General features: G+C 62.5%; 20 protein-coding genes. 3 read left to right on the top strand and 17 right to left on the bottom strand.

Translation table 11 applies throughout. The annotated features are described in order from the left end of the window. Positions 1–945, bottom strand: a complete 945-nt coding sequence (ispH, locus tag F6X42_RS17340; RefSeq protein ID WP_187635395.1) for a 4-hydroxy-3-methylbut-2-enyl diphosphate reductase — start codon at positions 943–945, stop codon at positions 1–3. A gap of 608 nt (positions 946–1,553) precedes the next feature. On the opposite strand from ispH, the gene F6X42_RS17335 reads away from it, so the two are divergent. Further along, positions 1,554–2,726, top strand: coding sequence for a glycosyltransferase (locus F6X42_RS17335; protein WP_187635394.1), 1,173 nt, complete (start codon positions 1,554–1,556; stop codon positions 2,724–2,726). A gap of 84 nt (positions 2,727–2,810) precedes the next feature. Here the strand turns inward: F6X42_RS17335 and F6X42_RS17330 are convergent, their stop codons facing one another. Beyond that, complete coding sequence (locus F6X42_RS17330) at positions 2,811–3,353, bottom strand: hypothetical protein (protein ID WP_187635393.1); 543 nt, start codon at positions 3,351–3,353, stop codon at positions 2,811–2,813. 99 nt (positions 3,354–3,452) lie between these two features. Next, a complete protein-coding gene (hpnA, locus tag F6X42_RS17325; RefSeq protein ID WP_187635392.1) occupies positions 3,453–4,463 on the bottom strand; it encodes a hopanoid-associated sugar epimerase in 1,011 nt (336 codons plus the stop codon). A gap of 136 nt (positions 4,464–4,599) precedes the next feature. Between hpnA and F6X42_RS17320 the strand changes: the two genes are divergently transcribed. Further along, on the top strand, positions 4,600–4,893 hold the full coding sequence (locus F6X42_RS17320; protein WP_187635391.1) for an acylphosphatase: 294 nt from the start codon (positions 4,600–4,602) through the stop codon (positions 4,891–4,893). Between the two features lie 110 nt (positions 4,894–5,003). Here F6X42_RS17320 and egtD read toward each other — a convergent pair whose 3' ends face one another. Beyond that, positions 5,004–5,987, bottom strand: a complete 984-nt coding sequence (gene egtD, locus F6X42_RS17315) for an L-histidine N(alpha)-methyltransferase (RefSeq protein WP_187635390.1) — start codon at positions 5,985–5,987, stop codon at positions 5,004–5,006. A 559-nt stretch (positions 5,988–6,546) separates the two neighbouring features. Here egtD and rarD point away from each other — a divergent pair. Further along, complete coding sequence (gene rarD / locus F6X42_RS17310) at positions 6,547–7,443, top strand: EamA family transporter RarD (protein ID WP_187635389.1); 897 nt, start codon at positions 6,547–6,549, stop codon at positions 7,441–7,443. 14 nt (positions 7,444–7,457) lie between these two features. On the opposite strand, the gene F6X42_RS17305 is transcribed toward rarD, so the two are convergent. From F6X42_RS17305 to F6X42_RS17245, 13 genes are all read right to left on the bottom strand, one after another. Then, a complete protein-coding gene (locus tag F6X42_RS17305) occupies positions 7,458–7,997 on the bottom strand; it encodes an Mpo1 family 2-hydroxy fatty acid dioxygenase (protein WP_187635388.1) in 540 nt (179 codons plus the stop codon). Between the two features lie 369 nt (positions 7,998–8,366). Continuing rightward, positions 8,367–8,744, bottom strand: coding sequence for a hypothetical protein (locus F6X42_RS17300; protein ID WP_187635387.1), 378 nt, complete (start codon positions 8,742–8,744; stop codon positions 8,367–8,369). Between the two features lie 125 nt (positions 8,745–8,869). Then, positions 8,870–10,888, bottom strand: a complete 2,019-nt coding sequence (locus F6X42_RS17295) for a putative bifunctional diguanylate cyclase/phosphodiesterase (RefSeq protein WP_246530115.1) — start codon at positions 10,886–10,888, stop codon at positions 8,870–8,872. 136 nt (positions 10,889–11,024) lie between these two features. Beyond that, positions 11,025–11,750, bottom strand: a complete 726-nt coding sequence (locus tag F6X42_RS17290) for a GGDEF domain-containing protein (protein ID WP_187635386.1) — start codon at positions 11,748–11,750, stop codon at positions 11,025–11,027. 1 nt (position 11,751) lies between these two features. Next, complete coding sequence (locus F6X42_RS17285) at positions 11,752–12,147, bottom strand: DUF1987 domain-containing protein (protein ID WP_187635385.1); 396 nt, start codon at positions 12,145–12,147, stop codon at positions 11,752–11,754. An 18-nt stretch (positions 12,148–12,165) separates the two neighbouring features. Then, a complete protein-coding gene (locus tag F6X42_RS17280; protein ID WP_187635384.1) occupies positions 12,166–12,729 on the bottom strand; it encodes a SiaB family protein kinase in 564 nt (187 codons plus the stop codon). Positions 12,730–12,741: 12 nt separating this feature from the next. Further along, positions 12,742–13,857, bottom strand: a complete 1,116-nt coding sequence (locus F6X42_RS17275; protein ID WP_187635503.1) for a SpoIIE family protein phosphatase — start codon at positions 13,855–13,857, stop codon at positions 12,742–12,744. 310 nt (positions 13,858–14,167) lie between these two features. Further along, the gene (locus F6X42_RS17270) at positions 14,168–14,428 is read right to left on the bottom strand and encodes a hypothetical protein (protein WP_187635383.1); all 261 of its coding nucleotides are present in this window, start codon (positions 14,426–14,428) and stop codon (positions 14,168–14,170) included. Continuing rightward, a complete protein-coding gene (locus F6X42_RS17265) occupies positions 14,421–15,170 on the bottom strand; it encodes a DNA/RNA non-specific endonuclease (protein ID WP_187635382.1) in 750 nt (249 codons plus the stop codon). Before F6X42_RS17265 ends, F6X42_RS17270 begins: the two co-directional genes overlap by 8 nt. Before the next feature lie 321 nt (positions 15,171–15,491). Then, positions 15,492–15,851: a DUF3564 domain-containing protein gene (locus F6X42_RS17260; protein WP_187635381.1), complete on the bottom strand. Its 360-nt coding sequence runs from the start codon at positions 15,849–15,851 to the stop codon at positions 15,492–15,494. Positions 15,852–16,067: 216 nt separating this feature from the next. Beyond that, positions 16,068–17,780, bottom strand: a complete 1,713-nt coding sequence (locus F6X42_RS17255; protein WP_187635380.1) for an acid phosphatase — start codon at positions 17,778–17,780, stop codon at positions 16,068–16,070. A gap of 303 nt (positions 17,781–18,083) precedes the next feature. Beyond that, complete coding sequence (locus tag F6X42_RS17250) at positions 18,084–18,545, bottom strand: GNAT family N-acetyltransferase (protein ID WP_187635379.1); 462 nt, start codon at positions 18,543–18,545, stop codon at positions 18,084–18,086. Between the two features lie 142 nt (positions 18,546–18,687). After that, positions 18,688–18,891 (bottom strand): DUF3562 domain-containing protein, encoded by a 204-nt coding sequence (locus F6X42_RS17245; protein ID WP_187635378.1) that lies wholly within the window; start codon positions 18,889–18,891, stop codon positions 18,688–18,690. Positions 18,892–19,039 lie beyond the last annotated feature (148 nt).

Here is a 19,039-nt window from a genome sequence, read left to right as displayed (position 1 = left end):
TTAAACTTCGCGTGCAGCGAGTGGTTGCATCAGTTTCGATGGCAACTTGAATTCGACTTTTTCTTCATGGCCCGCCATCGTCGTGACATCGACGGGCCCCAATGCGCGCAGCGCATCGATCACGTTTTCGACCATTTCTTCGGGTGCCGACGCGCCGGCCGTGATGCCGACCGTCCGCACGCTGGCGAACCATTCCGCCTTCACTTCGGAGCCGTCGGCGACGAGGTAGCTCGCCACGCCACTTTCGCTGCCGATTTCACGCAGCCGGTTCGAGTTCGAGCTGTTGGTCGCGCCGACCACCAGCAGCACGTCGACCTCTTTGCTCAACGCGCGCACTGCCGCCTGGCGGTTCTGCGTCGCATAGCAGATGTCGCGCGTGTCGGGACCGACGATGTCGGTGAAGCGGCGCATCAGCGCGTCGATGATGCCGCGCGTGTCGTCCACCGACAGCGTGGTTTGCGTCACGTAGGCGAGCGGCGTATCTTCCCGCAACTCGAGCTTCGCGACTTGTGCCTCGCTCTGCACGAGCAGCACCTTGCCGGGAATCTGGCCGATCGTGCCTTCAACTTCGGGATGGCCGGCGTGGCCGATCAGGATCAGCGTGCGGCCGGCGGCCACGTACTGACGACCCTGCACGTGCACCTTGGTCACGAGCGGGCAGGTCGCGTCGAGCACGTCGAGGCCGCGCGCTTCGGCATCACGTTCGACGGTTTTCGCCACGCCATGCGCGCTGAATATCGCGACGGCACCTTGCGGCACTTCATCGAGTTCCTCGACGAAACGTGCGCCCTTCTGGCGTAGATTGTCGACCACGTGACGGTTGTGGACAATCTCGTGGCGGACATACACGGGCGCGCCGTGTTGCCGTAACGCACGATCGACGATTTCGATTGCGCGGACAACGCCCGCACAAAAGCCGCGGGGCTGAGCAAGGATGACTCGCATAAATTGGCGAACTCCAACTAACGCGGGTTTCGAAGAAGTCGTGACACTGACTTTATCGCCGCGCTCATCTTGATTAGTTGACGTCTTGAGCCCGGCGACGGGCCGGTACAGCAAAACCAAACGCGCATTCTAACGCTATCGGGGCCGCTTTGCTTTTTTGGCGCGGCCCGTGTGTTGGGCGCTTGCTGCAGCCGCTGGGCCTTGCAGAGGACCGCGGCTGCGAGCGTTACAACGATGTAAGGAGCCAGCGCGAAAATGCCTCGCAACGCGCCCGGCCACGCCCCACACTGCACCGCCACGGCGGAACCCTTAAACTACCGTTCCTTGCTGCGCGCACGGCGCGCTGTATTACAGAATGGTTTCGAGGCTCGCGCGATGGACGCCGATCAACACGAAAACCTTCCGATCGCGAGGGGGGTGCTGCCGAAGGTGCTGCGCGCGCCCGTCGATATTATCTACCAGGTCGTGCGAGCGCGCGGGTTCCGATGTATTGCGCGAGCGTGCGGTGCTCGCCCTGTTCGACTGATGCGTGGTGGCGGCGCGCACCTGTCCATGGAACTATCGAGACGCGTCGGCATGGCGGCGCGCACAATCGAGGGTAATGCTTAATGGCGGTGGTCCTGTTCGTTCTTTCGTGTATTTCCCTGCTGATCTGGTGCGTGCTGCTGTTCGCGCGCGGCGGCTTCTGGCGCGCGAGTCCCGCAGCGCCGCTCAACATCGCTGCGCGCGACGCATGGCCGGCCGTCGCAGCCGTCGTGCCGGCACGCAATGAAGTCGACGTGATCGCCGAGGCGGTCACGTCGCTGCTGAAGCAGGACTATGCGGGCGCGTTCCACGTGATCGTCGTCGATGATCACAGCACCGACGGCACCGCCGACGCCGCGCGGGCCGCCGCGTTAAAGCTGCAATGCCCGGAGCGCCTCACCGTGCTGAGTGCGAAGCCGTTGCCGCCTGGCTGGTCCGGCAAGGTGTGGGCGCAATCGCAGGGCATCGAGGCGGTGCGCGCGCTCGATCTGCGCGCCGAATTCCTGCTGCTGACCGATGCCGACATCGGCCATCCTGCGGAGGCGCTGACACAGCTCGTCGCTCGCGCGGACGTCGAAAAGCGCGACCTCGTCTCGCTGATGGTCAGGCTGCGCTGCGATTCGTTCTGGGAAAAGGCGCTGATTCCAGCCTTCGTGTTCTTCTTCGCGAAGCTGTATCCGTTCGCGTGGGTCAACAATTCGCGCAACCGCACCGCGGCCGCGGCGGGCGGATGCATGCTGGTGCGCCGCGCAGCGCTCGAGGAAGCGGGCGGCATCGATTCGATCCGCGCCGAGCTGATCGACGATTGCAGTCTCGCCGCGCGCATCAAGCATCGCGGCACCGGGCGCCATCCGATCCGGCTCGACGTGGCGGCGAAGAGCGTGTCGCTGCGTCCTTACGATAGTTGGCGCGACATCTGGAACATGATCGCGCGCACCGCGTTCACGCAGCTGCGCTACTCGCCGCTGCTGCTCGCCGGCACGCTTCTCGGCATGGCGATCATCTATCTGTTGCCCCCGATCGCGGCGTTGATCCTCGGGCCGCTCGGCTGGCCGGCCTGGATTGCGTGGGCGGCGATGTGCTGCGCGTATGCGCCGATGCTCGTCTACTACCGGCGCTCGCCGCTGTGGGCGCCGTTTCTGCCGCTCGTGGCGTTGTTCTATGTTGGCGCGACCTTCGCATCGGCGGTGCGTTACTGGCGTGGCAAGGGTGGGCAGTGGAAGGCGCGCGTGCAGGCGCCGGTGCAGGAGCGCTGAAGTCTGGCGATGGCCGATGCCATTGTCGGAGGCAGGCGTAAAAAAAGCGGCTCCTGGCCGCTTTCTTACATCATGCTTCTTTCTTCACGCGTTGGTCAGCATCATGTACATCTGGATCACGATGTCCGGCGAGAACGTGAACGGCACCCAGCCGTGGCCGGTGTGGCGCATCACGAGCAGGCGGTCACCGTTCGACTGCTTCTGCACTGCCATCATCGGATTCTTCGTCGAGACGAATTGCCAACCCGGCGGGATCCCCTGTGGCTGCTCCGGCGTCATCGACGCACGCGCGTTCGACAGCTCCTCGATCAGCCGGCTGATCTGATCCGGGCGCAGCGCGACGGTCTGGTTGCCGATTGTCATCGTGATTTCGTCGCGCGCGGGCCGGTTGATTTCGAGCGTCGGCTGGAGTTGCTGGGCGGCGGGCTCGGCGTTCGTTTCGGGGTTCGCCCCGGTGATCGCGGGCTGTTCCGCTGCCGCGTCGTGCTCGGCATGCTCCGCCGCCGCGGGCGATGCCGCCGCGTCAGCGCTTGTCTCGGGAGTGTTCTCGGCCTGCGTGGCCACGACAGCCTGAATGAGCTGATCGACGCCCATTTCCAGCGCGCCGAGCTGTTCGTGAAGATTCATGCGAGGTTTCTCAGGTAGGACCCGCGATTTTACCTGCTGCGCACGAGGTTGGACCCGTCGCCGGCGCGGGACTTGTAACAAAATGCTCATGCCCGCCGCTCAGCCCTTCAGAAACCCCGCCTGCCGGAACCATTCGAGCGCATCGGCGAGACCCTCGCGATAAGGCCGCGCGCGATACCCCAGCTCGCGTTCCGCCTTCGCCGACGTGAAATACATTTTGTTCTTCGACATCTTCAGCCCGTCGACGGTGACGAACGGTTCGCGTCTCGTGAATTTGGCGACCGCTTCCGCGCCCATCGCGAGCGGATACAGAGGCCAGCGCGGCAGACTCAGCGTCGGCGCCTTGCGGCCGGTCAGCGCGGCGATATCGGCGAGCATCTGCTGCAGCGGCAGATTCTCGCCGCCGAGAATATAGCGTTCGCCGATCTTGCCGCGTTCGAGCGCGAGGAAATGGCCGGTGGCCACGTCGTCGACATGCACGAGGTTCAGCCCCGTATCGACGAATGCGGGAATCTTGCCGAGCGCGGCCTCGACGATGATGCGCCCGGTCGGCGTCGGCTTAACGTCGCGCGGGCCGATCGGGGTCGATGGATTGACGATCACCGCGGGCAGACCGTCCTCGGCGATCATGCGCTCGACCGCGCGCTCGGCGAGCACCTTGCTGCGCTTGTAGACGCCGATCGCCTGGTCGGCGCGAAGCGGCGAGGTTTCGTCGGCGGACTGGCCGGAGCTCGTTACCTTCAGCGTTGCGACGCTGCTCGTGTACACGATGCGCTCGACGCCTTCCTTCAACGCCGCGCGCATCGTCGCCTCGGTGCCTTCGAGATTCGCGCGCTCGATCTCGCCAGGGTCGGGCGCCCACAGCCGATAATCGGCGGCCACGTGCAGCAAATAGCGCACGCCGCGCAGCGCGTTGCGCATCGACGCTTCGTCGCGCATGTCGCCGACGACGATTTCCGCATCGAGCGATTCGAGGTTCTTGCGCGGACTGGTAGCGCGCACCAGCACGCGCACTCGAAAGCCTTTGCTCTGCGCGATGCGCGCCACCGACGAGCCGACGAAGCCGGACGCGCCGGTCACGAGCACGAGATCGCGATTGTGTTCGGTCATTCTGTTTCCATTTCCTGCGTGACGGTCGACGGATTGTACGTGGCGCGCGCAAGAGATGGCGTTGTCGACATGCTCGCCGCGACACGACTAGAATGCCCGCTTGAAAGACTGTCAGGCATTAAAAGGAGGTAGCGGCATGGCCCCGGATCTGGATCAGCGGATCGAAACGTATTACGCGCTGGTGCGCGGCACCGTGCAGGGCGTCGGCTTTCGCCAGGCGACGGTGCGCCAGGCGCACGCGCTCGGCATCAAGGGATGGGTCGCGAATCTCGACGACGGTTCGGTCGAGGCGATGTTGCAGGGACCGGCCAACCAGATCGACCGGATGCTGTCTTGGTTGCGTCACGGACCGCCGGCGGCGCGCGTGACCGAGGTGAGCGGCGAAGAGCGCGCGACGGACAAGCGTTACGAGCGCTTCGAGCAGCATTGAGCGAAAGCTGCACGAGAAAAAAGCGGCGCGCCGTCCAGAGGAGGGCGCGCCGCTTTTTCGTTTGCTGCGTATCTGCTGCTGTCTGCCGCTGTCTGCCGTGTTGTCAGCGCTTAGCGCGCCACCAGCAAACTCTCCGCAAATCCCCACTGATCCTCGATCCATTGATGGCTGCATACGAAGCCGGCGCCATCGGCGATCGCGGGCAATTCGTCCGCGCGATACTTGTGGCTGCTTTCGGTCCAGATCGTCTCGCCTTCCTTCAGCGACACCGTCAGCTGCGCGGCGCGCACATGCACCGTGAGATCGCGCTTCGCGCGCAGATGCATCTCGATGCTGCGCGCGTCCGGATTGAAGCGCGCCACGTGCTCGAACTCATCGAGCGGAAAGTCGCCGTCGAGTTCGCGGTTGATGCGCGCGAGCAGGTTCAGATTGAACGACGCGGTCACGCCGATCGCGTCGTCGTACGCGGCGACCAGCACCGGCGTCGGTTTGATCAGATCGGTGCCGAGCAGCAGCGCGTCGCCGGGCGCGAGCATGTTGCGGATCTCGCGCAGAAAACGCGTCGCCGCGAGCCTGCCGAAATTGCCGATCGTGCTGCCGAGAAACAGCACGAGCAACCGGTCGCCGGGCGCGCGCTGCCGGCTGACTTCGGCGAGGCCGGCCAGATAGTCGCGCTCATAACCGACGATCGAAATCCGTTCGATGTCGCCGAGCTCGCGCCGGCACAACTGCAACGCACTGCGCGAAATTTCAATCGGGCAGTAGGAAGTAGGGCGTTTTTTACACAGTGCCTCGAGAATGCGCCGCGTTTTGCGGCCGCTGCCGCTGCCGAGTTCGGCGACCGTCACGTCGTGCGGCAAATGCTCGACGATATCGGCCGCGTGCTTCGTGAGCAGCCGTTCCTCGGCGCGCGTAACGCCGTATTCGGGCAATACGGTAATCACTTCAAAAAGTGCGGAGCCGACTTCGTCGTACAGATACTTCGACGGCAGCTCTCGCTGCGGCGTGTGGGTGAGGCCGGCGTACACGTCGGCGGCGAAGGCGCGACGCAGTTCGGAAGGCGAGTTGCTAAGCGATAGGGCTGGCTGGGTCATGCGGGCTCCAGTAGTCACATTCGATGAGCGGGATTGCTGCCGGGCGGTGGCATGCGCGATAAAACGCGGTTCAGGCATGCCGTGGGCGAGATGCGCGGGCGTCGATTCGTGGCGGCCCACAAGACTACGCTCGGAGCTGCATTCGCCGACCCGGCTCGTGGCTATTGCTCGTTTCGTGCCGCCGTGGCTGTCATTGTCGCGAGTGATGCCGCCACAGCGAGCGAAACTACGCAGCAAGATTCGCGCGAGGCGATGACGAACCGTAAATGGCGATTCGCCGGCCGCGGCGCATGAAGTTATGTTCTAGTGCATCGACGCGCGATGCGCACGACTAATTGCAGTCGATTGACGAAGAACCGCAGGCCCATTGGCAAATAACCCGTCTAGAATGCCCGTTTTCCTGCGATTCGCGCCACCGCTTCAGAACAACACCGCAGCGTGCGCCGCCTTGCCCGCGTGTCCGCCTGCTCACGAGACACACCTTCATGACGACAACGAACGCCGCGCGCCTGCGTCGCGCGCCGAAAGCCCACGCGTCGCACCGATCCCGGACCGCGCAATGAACCACCACGACTTCAGGCGCGGGCTTGCGCTGTCGGTCAGTGCGTCGGCGATGTTCGCATTACTGTCCGCTTACGCGACGCTGCTCAAACCGCTGTCGGGGCTCGACATCTTTGCGTGGCGCATCGTGTGGACCGTGCCCGGCGCGCTGCTGCTCGTCGCGGTGCGCAAGCGTCTACCGATTCTGCGCGCGCTCGTTGTCCGCATGATGACGCAGCCGAAGCTCTGCGCCGCGATGGTCGTGGCCGCGGGCTTGCTCGGCACGCAGCTGTGGCTGTTTCTGTGGGCACCGCTGCATGGGCGCATGCTGGAAGTGTCGCTCGGCTATTTCCTGCTGCCGCTCGTGATGGTGCTGGTCGGGCGCTTCCACTATCACGAGCGGCTCGACGCCTTGCAGTGGCTCGCGGTCGCGTGCGCGGCGCTTGGCGTGGCTCACGAGCTGTGGGTGACGGGCGCGTTCTCGTGGCCGACGCTCGTCGTTGCGCTCGGCTATCCGCCTTATCTGATGCTGCGCCGTCGGATCAATCAGGATTCGCTCGCGGTGTTCACGGTCGAAATGGCGTTGATGTTGCCGGTGGCGATCGTGTCCATCGTCAGCGGCGCTTCGCTGCAAGCGATCGCGGGACGTGCGGAAATGTGGTGTCTGCTGTTGCCGGGCCTCGGCGCGTTGAGCACGCTCGCGCTCGCGTCGTATCTGAAGGCGAGCCGTCTGTTGCCGGTCGCGTTGTTCGGCATTCTCGGCTACGTCGAGCCGGTGCTGCTCGTATTCGTGTCGATCACGCTGTTGCGCGAAACGCTGAGCGCCGCGCAACTCGCGACCTATGTGCCGATCTGGATCGCCGTCGCGCTGACCGCGCTGCATAGCGTGCGCTTCGTTCGGCTCGCGTCGAACTAACCTGCGGCGACCGCTCAGCGATGCGCTTCGGTCCGCTGCGGATTGATGCGCGTCGGACCCACTTGCGCGTCTATTGCATCGCGCAACTCGGGGCGCCAGCCGACCTTGAACAGCGCTTCGGCGAGCACGAATAGCGGACCGATCAACAGGCCGATCACGTCGTCGACGAATGCCGGCTTGCGATGTTCGTACGCGACGTGACCGACGAACTGGAACACCCAGCCGACCACGAACAGCCCAATGCCGGTCGCGAGCCACCCGAGCGTCGCCTGTGCGGCAATCCACTCGCCGAACCCGACACATAGCGCCGACACGCAGGCCATCGTCACGCCGAGCGGCACGTCGAGCGCCAGGTAGTAGACGGTCGCCGCGACGAACAACAGCCACGCTGGCGATAACGTGATCGGGAACACCCCCGCGCCAAACGACGGGCGGCTCAGCAATACCGCGAGCGCGAGCACGATCATCGGAATGCCGGCGAAGTGGGTGGCGATATTGCGCCGGTCGCGATGGTAGGCCGCGTATTGCGTCAGTTGTTGCGTCAGCGTTCTCATCAGTGCCGCTCCTGTGTCAAAGTCAGCATAATCGCGGACAGCCGATTTTGAAACCATCGGATAGCCGACAATCAGCGACGATCGCGCACGAGTACCGTCCATGACGGAGCGTTTTTCATCGAATGAACTTGCCGCGCTGAAACTGCGTGATGCGGAGATCGAAATCGTCGATGCGGACAAGCTGCGTGATTACGCTCTGGTCGAGCGCGATTGATAACGTCGGCAGAAAGATACGACGGGGAATGACTTGCCGTATGGAAAAAAGGCGAGTCATAAGACTCGCCCTCCCTGAACGGCACAGCCCGGCTTCGATCAACTTCTATTTGAACAACACCTGCATGGCCGGTGAGCGCCGGAACCGATCACGTGTTATTGCGTTTTGGTCGTGTCGGCTTGTGCGCCGTCGGCTTTCGCCGGGGCAGTGCTGGCCTCTTTCGCGCTCTCCGTTTTAGTCTTCGCGGCGCTCGTTTCGACGGCGTTTTTGCCCGTGGACTTGTGGGCCTTCTTCGTATGGGCGGAAGTCTTTTTCAGGTGCTTTTGCGTAGCGGCTGCGGCAGGCGCTTTCGTCGCGGTCGCGCTGGCGTTCGTCACGCCGGCTTGTGCCGCGGTGCTCGCCTTCAGATTCGCCTGGCCGGCGGTCGGCATCTGCGTGGCTTGTGCGGGTTGTGCGGCCGACGGTGCGGCCGTTTGAGCGAATGCGGTCGATACGAGCAGAGCGGAAGCAACAGCGGCGAAAAGCATCTTCATGATGTGACTCCTGGTTGAATCGGTGGATTCGTTTGTCGCGGCTGAATCATTTCAGCGCTGCCGGTTTAACGTTGGGCGGAATACAGGAGTTGACGCTGCGCTGGTGACAAAACGTAAGTAGTGCGTCAGCGCGGATACATATCGCGCCTCGGAATGCGAGACCCCGGAAAGGCGCGACGCTCAAGGAAGTCCCCGACCGCGGTCTTGCCGAGCATTCGTGCTAAAGCCTCCGGCGAGACCGCTGGACTAAACAGGAACCCTTGGGCCACTGTGCATCCGTGGCGGACCAGAAATTCGCGCTGAACGTCGAGCTCGACCCCTTCGGCCACGACATCGAAGCTCAGCGTTTCGGCAATAGCGATGATGGCAAGCGACAGAGCTTCGAGTTCCTTGTCTCTACCGATCTCGCAAACGAACGCGCGATCGATCTTGATGCGGTCGACACTAAAGCGTTTCAGATAGCTCAGGCTCGAATAACCGGTGCCGAAGTCGTCGATAGCGATGGACACGCCGAGCTCGCGCAGTTCGCGAAAAGCCCGTTGCGCTTCTTCCGCGTTGTGCATCAACGTGCCCTCGGTAACTTCGAGTTCCAGTAGTTCGGCGGGCCAGTGGGCATCCTCGAGTGCCGAGCGCACTACGCCTGGAAGGTCTGCTCGCTCGACCTGAAGGGGTGAAACATTGACCGATATGCGCACAGGCGGAAGACCTGAGCGTACCCATGCGTTCGCCTGCAGGCACGCGTGCCGCAGTACCCACGTGCCGATGCTCTGGATCAGACCGGTTTCTTCCGCAAGCGGGATGAATACGGCCGGCGAGACCTCACCGAGTTCCTCGTCGTGCCACCGTAAAAGCGCCTCGGCGCCGACGATGCAACCGGATTGCATGTCGATCTGCGGCTGATACGCCAGATACAACTCATTGGCTTTCGCAGCGCGCCGCAGCCGTGTCGTAAGCCGCAACTTCTCTGCCGCGGCCCGGCTCAGTTCCGGTTCGTAGAACTGGTAGCCGTTTCGCCCACGCGATTTCGCCCCGTACAACGCGGCGTCCGCATTTCGTGTCAGCAGATCCGGCTTGGCTCCATCTTGTGGAAAAGTACTGACGCCGATGCTTGCTTCAAGATAGAGCTCATGCTCGCCGATGCTATACGGCTCGCTCATCTCGTGAATGAGCGTGTCCAGCATTTCGGTGAGTTGCGTCGCGTCAGCTCGTTCGGCCACGATGACGAATTCATCACCCCCGTAGCGCGCGACGAAATCCGTCGCCCGCAGCAGACGCTGAAGCCTTCGCGCCACGGCCTTGAGCAGCAAATCGCCAATGCGGTGTCCGAGCGAATCGTTGACGTCCTTGAATCGATCGAGATCGAGGAAAAGGACGGAAACGTTTTGTCCTGTCGCTGCCGCGCGCACTAGCGACGCTGAAAGATGTTCGGCAAGCAGCATCCGGTTCGGCAGATCGGTCAGCGCATCGTATCTGGCTTGATGCTCGAGTCTTTTGAGCGAACGACGAAGGCGCGCTCCAATGCGCCCATTCCAGTGAATCAGCGAAACCAGCAACAAGGCCGCAACGACGCCGCAGCTCAACAGCATGCGCGTAAACCACTTCGCGTCCAGTGAGGATTTGCTGACGACTGAAGCGACCTTGGCGTCGGCCGCAAGTCGTACGTCGACGACCCGCTCCAGGACGCTATAGAAGTAGGCGTCGATTTCCTCGAGTCTGGGGTCGCCCACTGCCACGCTTCCGGGATGTTCCGCAATCTTGCGCGCAAGACCAAAGCTCAGTTCGCTCAGCCTGCCGATCATGTCGTCCAGATCCGACAGCCGCGCTACGCATTCCTGATTCTCGCTGCAACTCTCGCGCGCGTCGCGCGTCAAGGCGAGCAATTCCAGCATCGGAAAGCTGTAGGCGGCGCGGTGGTAGAGCGGCACCGTCGCTATCGAGGTGTAGAGCGTGGCATGCTCATCGAGCATGACGTGCTGGACCTGGTCGAGGTCGTGGCGCAGCCGCCCGGAAGCCTGGATCGTCCGAAGCGAACTGTCCTGGTCGCTGCTCTGGCGAATTGCGAGGAAGGTGCTCGTCGCAATGACAGCGAGAATGGCAAGCACGGCTATGACAGTACCGGCTTTGCGCGTTGCTTCCTGTCCCAAGGCACTTCCCTTTCCGTCAACGCGGCGCGAGCGAAAACCGGCCCGCCCGGATAGTGAATGTTCAGGTGGCTGCATGACTTGCGTTAAGGCGCTCCTGATCTACTCGTAACGGCGCGCTATATGTCTGCTCATCCGCCTATCGATCGGCAAATTCCACGCGGTTGCGCCCGCTTCGCTTGGCGCGGTACAAGGCAGCATCGGCGAGGCCATACGCGGTGTCGAAGCCGGTTCCGACTTCGTTGATGCTGACGCCAAAGCTGGCCGTGATGCGGCGCTCGACCGGTGCAACGACCAGCGAGTCACTGATGGCTTCTCGCATGCGCTCGGCAAGAATGGCGCCACTGGCCGGTTCATGACCGGGCAGCAGCACGGTGAACTCCTCACCGCCCACTCGCCCGATGAAGCCTTGTTCGCCCACGATTCTGCGCAGACAATCGACGACCCCCGAAATGACCGCGTCTCCAGTGGGGTGGCCGTATTCGTCGTTGATCCGTTTGAACTCGTCGATGTCCAGGATGATCATGACCGCGCTGCTGGTGCGCAAGACCTTGCTGGTCCGCTCGATGACCGCACTGCGGTTCAGTACGCCCGTCAACGCGTCGTGCGATGCGCGATACGCCAACTGCTGGCCCAGCGCCTGCATCTCGCGCTCAGCCCGGTCGCTGCGGCCGATCAGGCGCCGTGTTTCGCGCATCAGGCGCTGGAAGTGCTCGATCAGTTCGCCCAACGACTGGCGATACGCCGCGGCATCTGCGTCGATAACCGAATGCATGGCGAGAGCCTTCGCCAGCGCCGAGCTCTCGTTCTGGAACAGATCGGGCGCGCCGCCCGAGGACACTTCGCTGGAAGAGGTCGAACGCACTTTATCGTCCCTGCTGCGTGATGGGACGATCGGTGAACTCGATCGCGCGGAAATCGGACTTCAGTTCTTCGCCGAATTCGGCAATGGTCTCGTCTTCCTCGTCGCGATACCAGTTCATCAACACGCGGCTTCCCGATTCCGCCGCCTGATCCAGCGCGTCGAAGATGTTGAACAGCATTTTCGTGCTCGAGCTATTGAAGTACGTCAGCGCGACGTCGACGGTGATCTCGGCCCCGGCGTTCGCGGCGAGGTACTTGCGCATCTGCTCGATGATCGGCGCGAAAAAAGCGGCTGCGTTTTCAGGGTAGGACTCGCCCCTGATCGACAACGCGTGTTGGTCGAAGCGAAAATCGACTTCAGGCGACGTCGTCGTCGCGGGGATGTGTAGGTTTTCCATTGTCGTGTGCCTTTCTGCTCAGATGATGGCCGTGAGGCAAAACAGCGTGGTGCCGGGTTCGTCGGCACGCGGATGAAAAGCGAATTCAAGGGGCGCGCTCGCATCGCGCGCCATCGTCAGGAAGCCGAGGCCGGCGCCCTTGCTGTCTTTCGGAGCGTCGGTGCGCAATGACACCTTGTACGCCTGCTTGATTTCTTCAACGGACATGTTGCGCAGAGGCTCCAGCCTGCAGCGCAGGCCCTCGACCTCGGCAGTCGCGATGGGATTGACACACAACATCACGTGATGCTCGCCGTGCCTGGAAATGCACACGGCGCCCTCGCGTATCTCGCCCGCCTGCTGGCCGCCAGGCTCCAGAGCATTCGACGAGTAATGAACGATGTTCTGCGCCAGCTCGATAAAGGACGAGAAAATTCTGCGGCGGGTAGGACCGCTGACGCCAGCGACTTCCAGCTGCAGTTTCACGACCTCGCCCATCGCCGCGACAATGTTATGGGAGAAGTAGCCCTTGTGATAGAAGAGCACGTTGCGTCGCTGCGCAAGTTCGAAAAAGGCGCTGTCTTGTTCTGGTAGTTGGGACATTCGGGAAATTCACTAAATGCGGGCGCAGAAAAGCGTGACGTCGTCACGGCGTGGTTGGTTGCCTTGCCATTGCGCGAGCGCGAGCCGGACGCGCTCGCAAATCGTCGCCGGGGTTTCGGCGCGGCTTTCGAGGATCAGGTCGACCGCACGGCGCCGGCCGAAAGAAATATTGCGGGGGCCGCCGATCTGATCGGCCAGGCCGTCGGTATAGATAAACAGCAGACTACCCGCCGTGACCGGAATCGAGCGCAAGCTCCATGCATAATCGGCGCGGCTGTCCACATAACCGACGCCCATCCGGTCGGCTCCGATCGTTTCGAACTCCGCGGCGCCGGGCGACAGGATGTGCAGCGCGATCCTCGCGCCGGCAAAATGCAGCACGCTCTCCGCGGCATCGAACCAGAAGAGTGCCGTATCGAGGCCGTCGTTGGATTGGCTTCCTTCAGCGGCGCTGTTCACTTGCCCCAACAAGCCCTTGACGTTTCGATTGATGGCCGCCAGCAGTGCGGCCGGATCGCGTGGCCCGATGTGTTCGAGCGCCTTCGACAGTGACGCTGAAGCAAGCAAGGTCATGAAGGCGCCGGGAACGCCATGTCCGGTGCAATCGGCGACAGCGCCAAACCAGCCGTTCGGAAAGGCCGCGAAATGATAGAAATCGCCGCCGACGACGTCGCGAGGTTCCCAGACCATCGCCGCGTCGCGCAGTTTCGTCGACAGCGTCTCGCTCGAAGCACGCAACATCGCGCGCTGTATCACGCTGGCGTATTCGATGCTCTGCATGATCTGACGGTTCTTCTCCGCCTGCATTTCCGCAACCGCGCTGATAAGCTGCAGACCGCTGCCCAGGCCCGAGAAGCGTCCGTCGCGAGTCACGATGAAACCATCGACCAGCGCCTTTTCTCCAGCTTCGACAGTCCTGAACGTCAGCGCTTCGATGCTCACGTCGGCATCGACGATCAGCGGCTCCTTGTCCATGAACGCGATGCAGCTTTTCTTGTCGTAAAGTTCCCGATGGAACGGCCTGCTCATTTGCGACATGAAAATATCGCGGTTGATCAGGCCGATCGGACGGTGGTCATCGATGACAGCGAGGCTCTGCATGTCGCGGCGCGCCGAGAAGATCTCCATCACCACGGAGTTGGGATCTTCAACGTCGACGGACGGGACTTCCTGGCACAGATCTCCGGCAGTGTGCGGATTCCCCTGTGCGGAAGAACGGCGAAATCTCGAGAACGCTGCATGCATGGCGACGCCAGTCGGTGTATGAAGAACCTCGCACGCTAAGGTTTCTCCATGAACATTCTGTGACAGCGGGAAGTCTATCCGCTCTACTGGCGCGAGATTGGAAAACAGGCGGGCACGCAAAGGTTTGCGTGCCCGGGATCAGTAAAAACTGCGCATCTGCCAGGTTGCGTAAATGCAACGCCGGCGAATCCGATTATTGAAACGGATTCTGCACGACACCCGGTTTCGCATCCGGCTCGTCCTTCACCTTCGCCGGTAGATCCTGCTGCGCCTGCAGACTCGCGACGATTGCATCGAGCGCTTCCTTCAGTGCGAGCGCCGCCTTCAATCCGCGCTGGTCGCGCGTCAATTCGAGCGTGCCGTTCAGCACGACACGCGTCGTGCCGTTGCTGAGCGTGAGTGCATCGCCCTGAATATTGAGCACGTCATCATCGTTCGAATAGGGTTTAAACACCTTTTAGTCCTCCTGGCCGCTGGTCCTTGAGGTTATCCGGAATGCCCGGAAAACGGATGCCCGACATCGCTTCGAGTTCGTGAATCGTGCGCATGTCGTAGCGGTTGGTCGCTACATTATCAACCACGACTGCGAATGCCAGTTGACGCGACGGCACATACACGACCTTATACAACTGAGTGGGCACCAATACGCGCGTCGGTCCGATCGTCTGCAATTGCTGGCCGGCGAACAGCGGTCCGGTCACGACGTAAGTGTCGTCGTAGGCGAGCGTGATCTTGCGCACCGCGGTTTCGATGCGTGCCCACAATCGTTGGTTGTTCTGACGGTTTTGCGGCACGATGTTGGCGAGCGAGAACGATTGCGCCATCGCCTCATCGTTCCAGCGATTACCCGCCGGACTCATATGACCGCGATCGAAGCCGCTGCGTTTGTAGTCGGCGAGTGTCGCGCCTTCGCCGTCAGGCAGACGCGATTCTTCAAAGAACTTGTTGGTGCGCACCCTATCTTTCGCTTCTTCGATGTGCTCGCGCGTCAGATGCTCGGCCGACCACAGCGGACCGTGAGTGATACCCGAATGCAGCACGGCGAAATCGCTATAACAAAGCAGGCGCGTTTTCGGCGCCATCTTCTGATTGGTGAGGACGGGCCATTGCGCATTCGGCGTGAACCCGGTGCAGGAAGGCGCCGCGCTCGCATGAGCGGCGACGGCGAAGAACAGACAGGCAAGCCACTTCTTCATGTGTCGGTGGTTTGATGGACGGGGGGCGCAAGTATAGCGTCGCGGCCCGCATCGAGCGACAGCACAATGCAAATCGAAGAAAGGGAACCTGGAAAGAAGGGAGGCGGCGTGCGCCGGACAAAAAAATGGGCCGCTTTGCAGCGACCCGAATGCGTGGACTTCCGACTCTACGCACGCAAGCTTAAGAAGGTCTTAAGCGGGGCTATATCGCATGACCTTACGTTCGTTTGCGCACGTACAGATTGACACGTGCGAGCGGTGCTCGCGCAATGAGTCGGAAGTTTCGACCGGAAAGAAAAGCGCGACGAATCGCGACAGAACCTAATTACCGAACACGCTGTTTTCAGCGCAAACTTTTTGACGATCCACTGCCTGCAAGCGCCAGAAGCCGCTCGTCGCCTTGCGTGTTTGCAGCGCCGTCCATGCGGCGGCGCCTTGCGCGGCGCTCACTCGCTCCTTGCGATCGACGTGCAGACCTCGCAATGTACAGAGCGGCGCGTCGGCGCTTGGTGCGCACAGTGTGGTCACGCCGTTCTCGTCGCGCAACTCGCCCCACGGGGGCAGGTCGATCCCTTGATGCGCTTCTCTCGACCACCGATGTTCATCGGTATCGAGCCAGAGCACAGCGTAGTCATGGCTTACGGTGGGATCGGAACCGTTGATCAGGATGGTCAGTCGCATGGCAGTTCCGTTCATAAATTGCGAAGGGCTTTACCAGTCTAGGCCGTGCGGCGCTTTATGCAAGCCAAAGGCATCACGTGCGAATGGAAAAATATTCGTGAAATCGTGTGGCGAGATACAGTGCATGCTCAATGCGCCGCGGCATTCGCGAGATGCATGCTGTAACGACCACATGCACACCGCGAGCCGCGGCAAATCAACGCAGCCGCCAGGCGCTCAAGCAAGATCGAGCGAAGCGGTCAGATCGCCGAGCGGCGCCAGTCCGTTGCTGGCGAATGCCTTGTCGCGCACGACTACGCCATCGAGCGGTGCGAGTCCATGCACACGGTTAATGAAACGCAGAATCGAGTTCGTGTCGTACACCGTGTGATCGACATAGCCCTTCTTCGCGAGCGGCGAGATCACGAGCGCGGGTACGCGCGAACCCGGACCCCAGCGATCGCCGATCGGTGGCGCGACGTGATCCCACCAGCCGCCGTTCTCGTCGACGGTGACGATCACGACCGTGTTCTGCCATTGCGGGCCGCGCTGAATGTGCTCGATCAGCGTCGCGATGTGACGGTCGCCCGAGGCGACGTCCGCGTAGCCCGCGTGCATGTTCAGGTCGCCTTGCGGTTTGTAGAACGTGACGGTCGGCAAACGTCCCGCATCGATGTCGGCGATCAGGCGATTGGTCGACGCGTCATTGCCCATGCCGCCGTCGCGCAGGTAGCGGCGGCGCGCGGCGGTGCCCGGCGCGTAATTGGCGAAGTAGTTGAACGGCTGATGGTGGTACTGAAAGTCGGGCATCGACCCGGTATCACGATGATCGAGCGCGTATTGCCACGCGCCGCTGTACCACGCCCAGTCGATGCCCTTGCCGGTCAGCCGGTCGCCGATCGTCGCGTAATGCTGCGGCGGCATCACGCGCGGGTTCGACAGATCCGCGAAAGCCGGGTCGCCGCCTTCGGCCGGACGGACGCTGCTCGGCTGATACGGCGGCGCCATCGTGTTGACCGCGTAGCCGTCGGCCGTGAAAGCGCCGTCGTTGACGAACTTCGGCGGGCCGTCGAGCGCCGACGCGGGCGAATTGGGGGCGAGCTTCAAACGGGTGCCGGTCGGATCGTCGCCTTCGACGACCGACACCATCTTCCTCGCCGGACTGTTGTGGATGTCCGGATAGAAGGGCGCCTGCGCCGAGATCAGGAAGATGTGGTTCAACCACGAGCCGCCGAAAGCGGCCATGAAGAAGTTGTCGCACAGCGTGTACTGCTGCGCGAGATTCCATAGGCGCAGCGTGTCGGCGGAACTGCGGTAGTGCCCCATCACAAGGCCGCCGGAATCACCCCACGCGGCGAACTGATTGTTGCGCCCCGCGTTGATCTGCATCTGGTTCTGATAGAAGCGATGCACGAGGTCGCGCGTGATCACGCTGGTCGGCAGCGGCGCGCCGTGCGCATCTGCGATGCGGAATGGCCGGTTGTGCAGATGATCGAGATCCTTTTCGCCGATCATGTAGCGCTTGCCGTCCACTTCCTGCGCTTGCGGCACGAGCCCGCCCCAGATCGCCGGCAGCCGTGGCAGCGGCGTCTTGCCATCGCGGTCGAACTGGACGTATTGCTCGGCGCTGACCGCGTCGAGCGGATGCTGGACGCCCGGGTAGTTGCCGTAGAGGTTCGCGAAGCTGCGGTTTTCCGCGTAAATCACCACGATGTTCTTCACCTGATCGTGCAGCGCAGCGTCGAGCCGCAAGTCGGCGGCGCTGCGCGGCGGACCGTTGCCCGCAAGTCCCTCGCCCGTTTTGCAGCCGGTCAGCGCGAGGCCGAGGCCGACCGCCGCGAGACCGGTCAGCACGCGCCGGCGTTCGGGGTCGTCGGGAGCGTCGTTGGCGTTATCGATTGAATCGGGGTTGTGCAGTTTCGGCGGCAGGTGAGGATCGCGGTCGGTCATCGGTGAGTTCCGAGGGAGACGTAACGGTCGCATCGGCGCTGCTCGAAGCGGCGCGCGCGACACCGGTTATGGATTCGCCGAGGCCGGCTGGCCTCGCGGTTTTACGGCAGCCGGCGCTTCACACGCCAGCTGTGATGCGTGACATCGACGGCTAATAGTAGCCATTGCCGCGCGTCGGTCGGATGACATTTTTGCGTCGCATAACGGTCGACGGTCAATTCGAGTTCGTCATGTTTGCGCCGATGGCTACGCCTGGTCGGCCCGGAGCGCGCGGCTGCGAGGGCTTTGACGCAGCGCCGTGCGTTAAAGCGCCTTGCGATAAACCACGAACCCCGATTTGTCCGCGACCTTGTCGTAGAGCTGCATCGCGGTGCGATTCGTCTCGTGCGTCTGCCAGTACACGCGTTGCGCACCGTCGGCTTTTGCCCGCGCATAGACCGCCTCGATCAGCGCACGGCCGACGCCCTTGCCGCGCTCGCTATCGAGCGTGTACAGGTCCTGCAGATAGCAGATCGGTCCGGCCATCGTCGTGTGACGGTGATAGAGGAAATGCACGATGCCATGCAACTGCCCGGCGCGTTCCGCGACGAACGCATGCATCGGCTCGTAGCCATCGAAAAAGCGATTCCACGTGATTTGCGTGATCTCGCGCGGCAACGCGGTCTCGCCCGAGCGGCCATAAAACGCGTTGTAGGCGTCCCATAGCGGCAGCCATGCATCGAAATCGTCACGGTTGACGGCGCGGATCTGCAGCGGGGCGGACATGAGGGCGGCTCCTTTGGAAAGCTGTGGAACCGCCAGCATAGAAAATCTACGGCGCGATTGTTAGCTCCACCACATGCGCGAAGTCTGGAGCCACGGGCGCGTGCAAGATTGCGCTGAGCCGATGCATACCGCATACCGCGAGTCAGTGCTTTCGATGATGCTTGTCGCGCAGTTCGTTGCGAACCTTCTTCGCGGCGAACAGCGGCACGTAGTCGAACACGCGCGCTTCGTTGCGGATTTCGGCGAGCCTATCGGCGTACATGCGGGACACCGTTTCGGCCGGCGTGTCGGTTTCCTCGGCGATGCTTTTGACCACTTCGTCTACATTCGGCTCAGGCTGCGACATGGCTTGCTCCGGGTGGTGCGGCGGGCGGGATGGCGGTACGCGTACGACAGGGCAGAAGTTCATTACAGAATGCGAACCGCGAGCGCGCCAATTGAATCGCCCTATCGCGCGATCCATTTCACAGAGATTTTCTTCTTGCGCTGCGGCG

Origin of the sequence: Paraburkholderia podalyriae, from assembly GCF_014397785.1 — a bacterium.
In the GTDB taxonomy this organism is placed as follows: Bacteria; Pseudomonadota; Gammaproteobacteria; order Burkholderiales; family Burkholderiaceae; genus Paraburkholderia; species Paraburkholderia podalyriae.
This window is presented reverse-complemented; position numbering and strand designations above follow the sequence as displayed.